Below are 5,286 nucleotides of genomic sequence, written 5' to 3'. Positions count from 1 at the left end.
TGGAAGACGCCGACCAGCTGCGCCGCGAGGTGCAGGCCGGCCTGCACCTCGCGGCGCAGCTGGTCGGCGTCTTCCACCGGCGCGCTGCCCAGCAACTGGTCGGTGACGTGCAGGCGTTGCGCGAAGTCGGCGCTGTCCTCGCCATGCTGCAGCAAGGTGAGTGCGAGCACGTCGGCCCAGGCGCGATCGAGCAGGGTGCGCAGCAGCCCGCGCGGCGGATGCGCGGCGAAGCGTTCGGCCAGCAGTTCGCCGGCGCGATGGCGGGCCAGGTCCAGCCGCTCGCGACCCTGCATGGCCTCGACGTGGCGGCGCTCGGCGGTCTGGGCACGCCGGCTCAACTGGCCTAGATGGTGTTCGATGTCGGCGAGCAGGCTGGTGTAGAGCCCGGCGCTGGGCGGTTCGATCCGGGCGCGTTCGACGAGTTGGCGCAGGCGCGCGGCAAGCAGGTGGTCGGCTTCGCCGTCCGGGCCGTCCAGCCAGTCGTTCGCGGCTTCGGCCACCGCCCCCAGCAGGCGCCGCGCCGGGTGCCCTTGCTGGTCGAAGAAGCCGCGGTCGTTGACCGCCATGCGCAGCATCGGCAATTGCAGGTCGCTGAGCACGGAGCGGGCGTGCGGACCGTGGTGCAGTTGCCGTCCGATCTGCTCGAACAGCATCGCCACCAGTTCCACCGTGTCGTCCTGTTCGGGGCTGAGCCCGGTCGCGACGGCGCCGGCCGGCTTGCCGGCATTGAGCTGCAGCAGCAGCTCGTCGCGCAGGCGCTGGGCGCTGCGCAGCTCGCGGCTGGCCTGGTCGGTGACCTGGGCGAGGTGCTGTTGCAGCGCGCCCAGCGCGGCCTGCAGTTCGTCCGGCGTGGCGGCCCGGCCCGCGGCGGCCGCGCCGCCTGCGCCGGTACGGCCCTGGGCGAGCAGGTCGCGCAGGGTTTCCAGCACCGTGATCGGCGCCTGCGGCGCGCCTGCGGTGTCGCCGGACGGCGCCTCGCCCGCTGGCGCGGTGCGCACCGCCGGCGCGACGCGCGGCGGCGCATACGGACGCAGCTGCGGCAGCAGGCCGTCGCCCAGCAATTGCGCGTTGACGGCCCCGTACAGCGGTCCCGCCACCGCGACCACCGCCTGCTCGAAGGCCTGCAGCAGCAGCACCTGGTGCTCGACCGGCAGGTCCAGGGTGGCGATGGCGGCGCGCATGGCCTCGGTCAGCCCGCCCGGCGCGATCGGCAGCGCCGCGCCTTCCAGCGGCGCGGCGCCGACCAGCACGGCGAAGCGGTAGGCGAGCTCGGTCAGCGATTGGCCGTGGCGGGCCTCGCCGCGCGCGGCGAGCTTGTCCAGCGCGACGGTCAGCTCTTGCTCGCCGCGTCCGAGCAGGCTCAGCGGCTGGTGCTCGGGCGCTTCGTCCGCGGCGCTGTCCTCCTCGCCGAGCCGCGCGAAGCCGCTGCGCAGCTGGTCGGCATAGGCCTGCATGAAGGCGGTGCGCTGCAGTTGCAGCCGCGCGCGGCTGTCGAAGCAATGCTGCTGTTCGATGTGGTTGCGCGAGCGCTCGGCCTGCAGATACAAGGCGTGATCGAACTGTTCCAGGCACTGTTGCAGCGCCGGTTCCAGCCATTGTGCGCACAGCGGACCGATCACCCCGAGCAGGCGTTGCGTACGCGCGGGCCAGCGCCCGCGCGCGCGGCCAGCCGCGGCGGAGGTCGAGTGCCGGTGCTGAGGCTCGGCATCCATGGGTGTTTCCTGAGATTCCCTGTGCGGGAGTGTAGGACGGTTGCCGCGGGGTCGCCATCCGACGATTCTCATTCGACGGCGTTTGCGGTCGCGCCGTCGGGGAACCCGGGTCTGGCCGGGGCGGCGCCGTGGCGGCCGGTGCGCCCGGCCAGCCGCTACAGGTCTGCCGGAATCACCACGGGCTGGCCGCCACCGGTCCTGCAGTCCGTGGAAGGCCGCGGCACGATCCGTATCGCGGCGGCGGGGAAGTCCGTGTGCAGGCGCGCCCGCATGCCGGGCGTGAGGTAGAGCTTGCCGTCGTGCCCCAGCAACAGGGCGCAGTTCAGCTGCATGTGTTCGGCCAGGTGCTCGAAGCCGGCCGGACCGGCCACCATGAGCGCGGTGGCGGCGATGTCCGCGTCGACGGGATCGTTGCTGAGCACGCTGGTGGCCGCGCTCGCCCGCTGCGGCCAGCCCGTGTGCGTGTCGATGATGTGGCCCAGGTCGCTGGCCGAGGCGCGATGGCGCTGGTAGTCGCCGGAGGAAGCCAGCGATTCGCCGTCGCCGAGGGCGATGCTGCCGAGCACGCCGGACGGGGCGTTGATTCCCACGCGCCAAACCTGGTTGCCGTTGCGGCCCAGCGCCATGACGAAGCCGCCGAGATAGATCAGCGCATGGTCGATGTCGTGCCTGCGCAGCAACTGCCGCACCTGGGCGGAGGCGTAGCCTTCGGACAGGCCGTTGATGTCCAGCGACACCGCCGGGTTGTCGGCGCTGACGCTGCCGTCCGGCGCGATGTGGACATCGTCCATGTCGGGCCGTTCGTCGAGCAGGGTCTTGACCTCGCCGCTCGATGGCGCCGCCGTCTGCACGGGATAGCGGCTGGTGTGGAAACCCCAGGCGCCGATCAGGCGGCCGGCGGCGGCGTTGAACAGCCCGTCGGTCTGGACGAAGCCCAGCTGCGCGCGCCGGATCAGGTCGACGACGTCGGGCGGCACGCGACGGGAATGGCCTTGCGCCAGCGCCGCGTTGAGCCGGGTCAGCTCGCTGGGTTCCCACGGGTGCCAGGTGCGGTGGTCGTGCACGAAGAGGCGGCCGATGTCCGTGAGCGCCGCGTCCGCATCGTCGCGGCTGGCGGTCAGCAGCTCGATGCGCGCACGGGTGCCGAACACCAGGAACTCGCCCTCCACCCGTTGCAGCGGGCGCAGCCACAGGAACAGGCCGGCGAGCGCGACGAACGCCGCGAGCACCAGCCCCGTGCGTATCGCCAGCGTGGACAGGCGGATGGTCATGGGTGCTCCGGAGAGGCGGTCGCCGGCACGGGAGAAGGGGCGCCGCCGTGGCGACGCCCCTCCCCTGGATGCGGCTTCAGCCTTCCGCGATCAGGCCTCCACGATCAGGCGCGAACGCATTTCCAGGTGCAGCGCATGGCAGAAGTGCGTGCAGTAGCACCAGAAGATGCCCGGCTTGTCCGCCACGAAGGTCACCGACTTCGTCTCCTGCGGATTGACGACGAAGTTGATGTTGTACTTCGGGATGCCGAAGCCGTGGGTGAGGTCCTCGACCTTGTCGTGGTTGGTCAGCGTGATGGTGACGAGGTCGCCCTTCTTCACCTTGAACTCGCGCATCGAGTACGCCGGCGCCTGCGACATCAGGCGGATGTGCACCTTGTTGCCGTTGCGCTCGATCGTGCTCTCCTCCTTGGTCTTGACCGCGTTGGGGAACTCGTTGAGATCGTAGATCTGGCGCGTCTTGATGATGTCCGCGCGCACGATGATGGCGTCGTGCGGCTCGGGGTAGGCCGTGTGGTCGTGGATCAGCTTCATCTTCTCGCCGGTGATGTCGAGGAGCTGCTCGGTCTCCACGTGCAGCGGGCCCACGGGCAGGAAGCGGTCCTTGGAGAACTTGTTGCCCGAGTTGAAGAACTTGCCGTCGGGTTCCTTGGTCTCGCCCATGCTGGTGAAGCCGTGGCCCGGCTGGTAGTGCACGTCGATCGCGTCGATGATCACCTTGGCCTTGGCGTCGCCCTTGAACTGCGCGATCGCGCCATCGACGCTCCACTTCACGATCTTGCTGTCCAGGAACAGCGTGGTGTACGCATTGCCGCGGCCGTCGAACGCGGTGTGCAACGGACCCAGGCCCACGTTCGGCTCGGCGACCACGGCGTCGCGGGGCTTGGCCAGCTCGCCGTCGAACCACTTGTTCACCAGCGCGAGGTCGATCACCGAACAGGTCGGCGACAGCTTGCCGGAGCAGACGAAGTACTTGCCGTCCGGGCTCGCGTTCACGCCGTGCGGGTTCTTGGGCACCGGCACGTAGCAGGTGAGCGCGGTCTTCGGATCGGCATTGGCCTCCTTGCGGCCGTCCACCACGGGCACCTTGGAGTCGCCGATGGTGGTGAACTTGCCGGCCTTCACCGCCGCCTCGATGCGCGCGACGTGGAAGAACACGCAGGCGTCCTGCTCGGCGGACATCATGTCCTCGTAGTGGATGCCGTTCTCGGTGTTGTACTGGTTCGACGCGGCGAGCTTGCCGTCGTAGCTGGTGGCGACCAGGTCCATGTTGCCGTCGATGCGGCACTGCCAGCGCACATCCATGCTGTTCGCATCGAGGCAGGTGAACAGGCAGCCGTACTTGTCGGGCGATTCCTCGTCGCGGCCGTCGTTGGGCAGCGGGATGTGGAACTCGGCGCCGGCGAATACGCGCGTGGTGTAGTTGATCGCCGCGTCCACCGGGTCGCGCTTGTCCGAGAACAGGCCGTGCTGGCCCTGCACGTTCGGCAGCTCGGTGATCTTGTCCGTCTCGAACGTGTCGCCGCGGATGCGGGCCACGCGCGCGTTCAACTTGTCGTTGACCCAGAAGTACTTGCCGTCGTAGGTGCCGTCCTTGTACGAGCCATGGATGTGGTGGGTGTCGCCGGTCCAGTACTTCAGCTGGCCGTCCGGGCGGGTGCCGATGATGGCGCGCGATTCGTTGGTGATGCCCCAGCCGAGCATGGGGTCGATGTTGAACACCGGGATGCGCTTGATCGTGCGTCCGGACGGGCAGCCCAGGATGCGCACCTCGCCGGAGTGGCCGCCGGAGGAAATGATGTAGTAGCTGTCCAGCTTGCCCGGGGGCACTTCGTAGGCGTCGTGCCCGGAGGATGCGGCAGTCGCTGCCGAGCCGGCGGCGGCCTTGTCGCCGGACGACTGCGAAGCGCCGCAGGCGGTGAGGCCAAGTGCCGCACCTGCCATCGCCGTGGTACCCAGGAATTTCCTTCGGCCGGGGTCGATCGCCGGATGGATGTCTTTCGTTTCGTTGCCGCTCATCTGCGCATCCCTCTGTTGGTTGCACGGTTCAGGTGGGACGGACTTTAGGTCCTGGTCGGCGCCGGCGATTTGATGCGCGTCATGGGGAACCGAGTTTTGTGTGCGTTGCGTACGGGACCAGATGTCGCAGGACTGATGCGCGTCAAGGTGGGAAATGCCCGGTGCTGTTCTCATCGTCATCGTCGAACGATGCGGGCCATGCCTGCACGTGCGCGCCACGCACCCGTCCCCAAGGAAATCAACCGATGAAGATCCGACACTTTGCTGGTCCGCTGGTTGCCGCA

Annotated in this window: 3 protein-coding genes; all 3 read right to left on the bottom strand. The window is 69.2% G+C overall.

All coding sequences use genetic code 11. From position 1 onward, the window contains the following. On the bottom strand, nt 1-1,712 hold a 1,712-nt coding region (locus PCA_RS14025), incomplete at its 3' end, for a DUF1631 family protein (RefSeq protein ID WP_255436876.1). Between the two features lie 155 nt (nt 1,713-1,867). Next, the gene (locus tag PCA_RS14020) at nt 1,868-2,983 is read right to left on the bottom strand and encodes an FAD:protein FMN transferase (RefSeq protein ID WP_181303237.1); all 1,116 of its coding nucleotides are present in this window, start codon (nt 2,981-2,983) and stop codon (nt 1,868-1,870) included. Nucleotides 2,984-3,073: 90 nt separating this feature from the next. Then, on the bottom strand, nt 3,074-5,002 hold the full coding sequence (gene nosZ, locus PCA_RS14015; RefSeq protein ID WP_181303236.1) for a TAT-dependent nitrous-oxide reductase: 1,929 nt from the start codon (nt 5,000-5,002) through the stop codon (nt 3,074-3,076). Between the last annotated feature and the right edge of the window lie 284 nt (nt 5,003-5,286).

This window comes from Rhodanobacter sp. PCA2 (genome assembly GCF_013620825.1).
Lineage (GTDB): Bacteria > Pseudomonadota > Gammaproteobacteria > Xanthomonadales > Rhodanobacteraceae > Rhodanobacter_A.
Note: the sequence above shows the minus strand (reverse complement) of the source record. Positions and strands in the feature narration are given on the sequence as shown.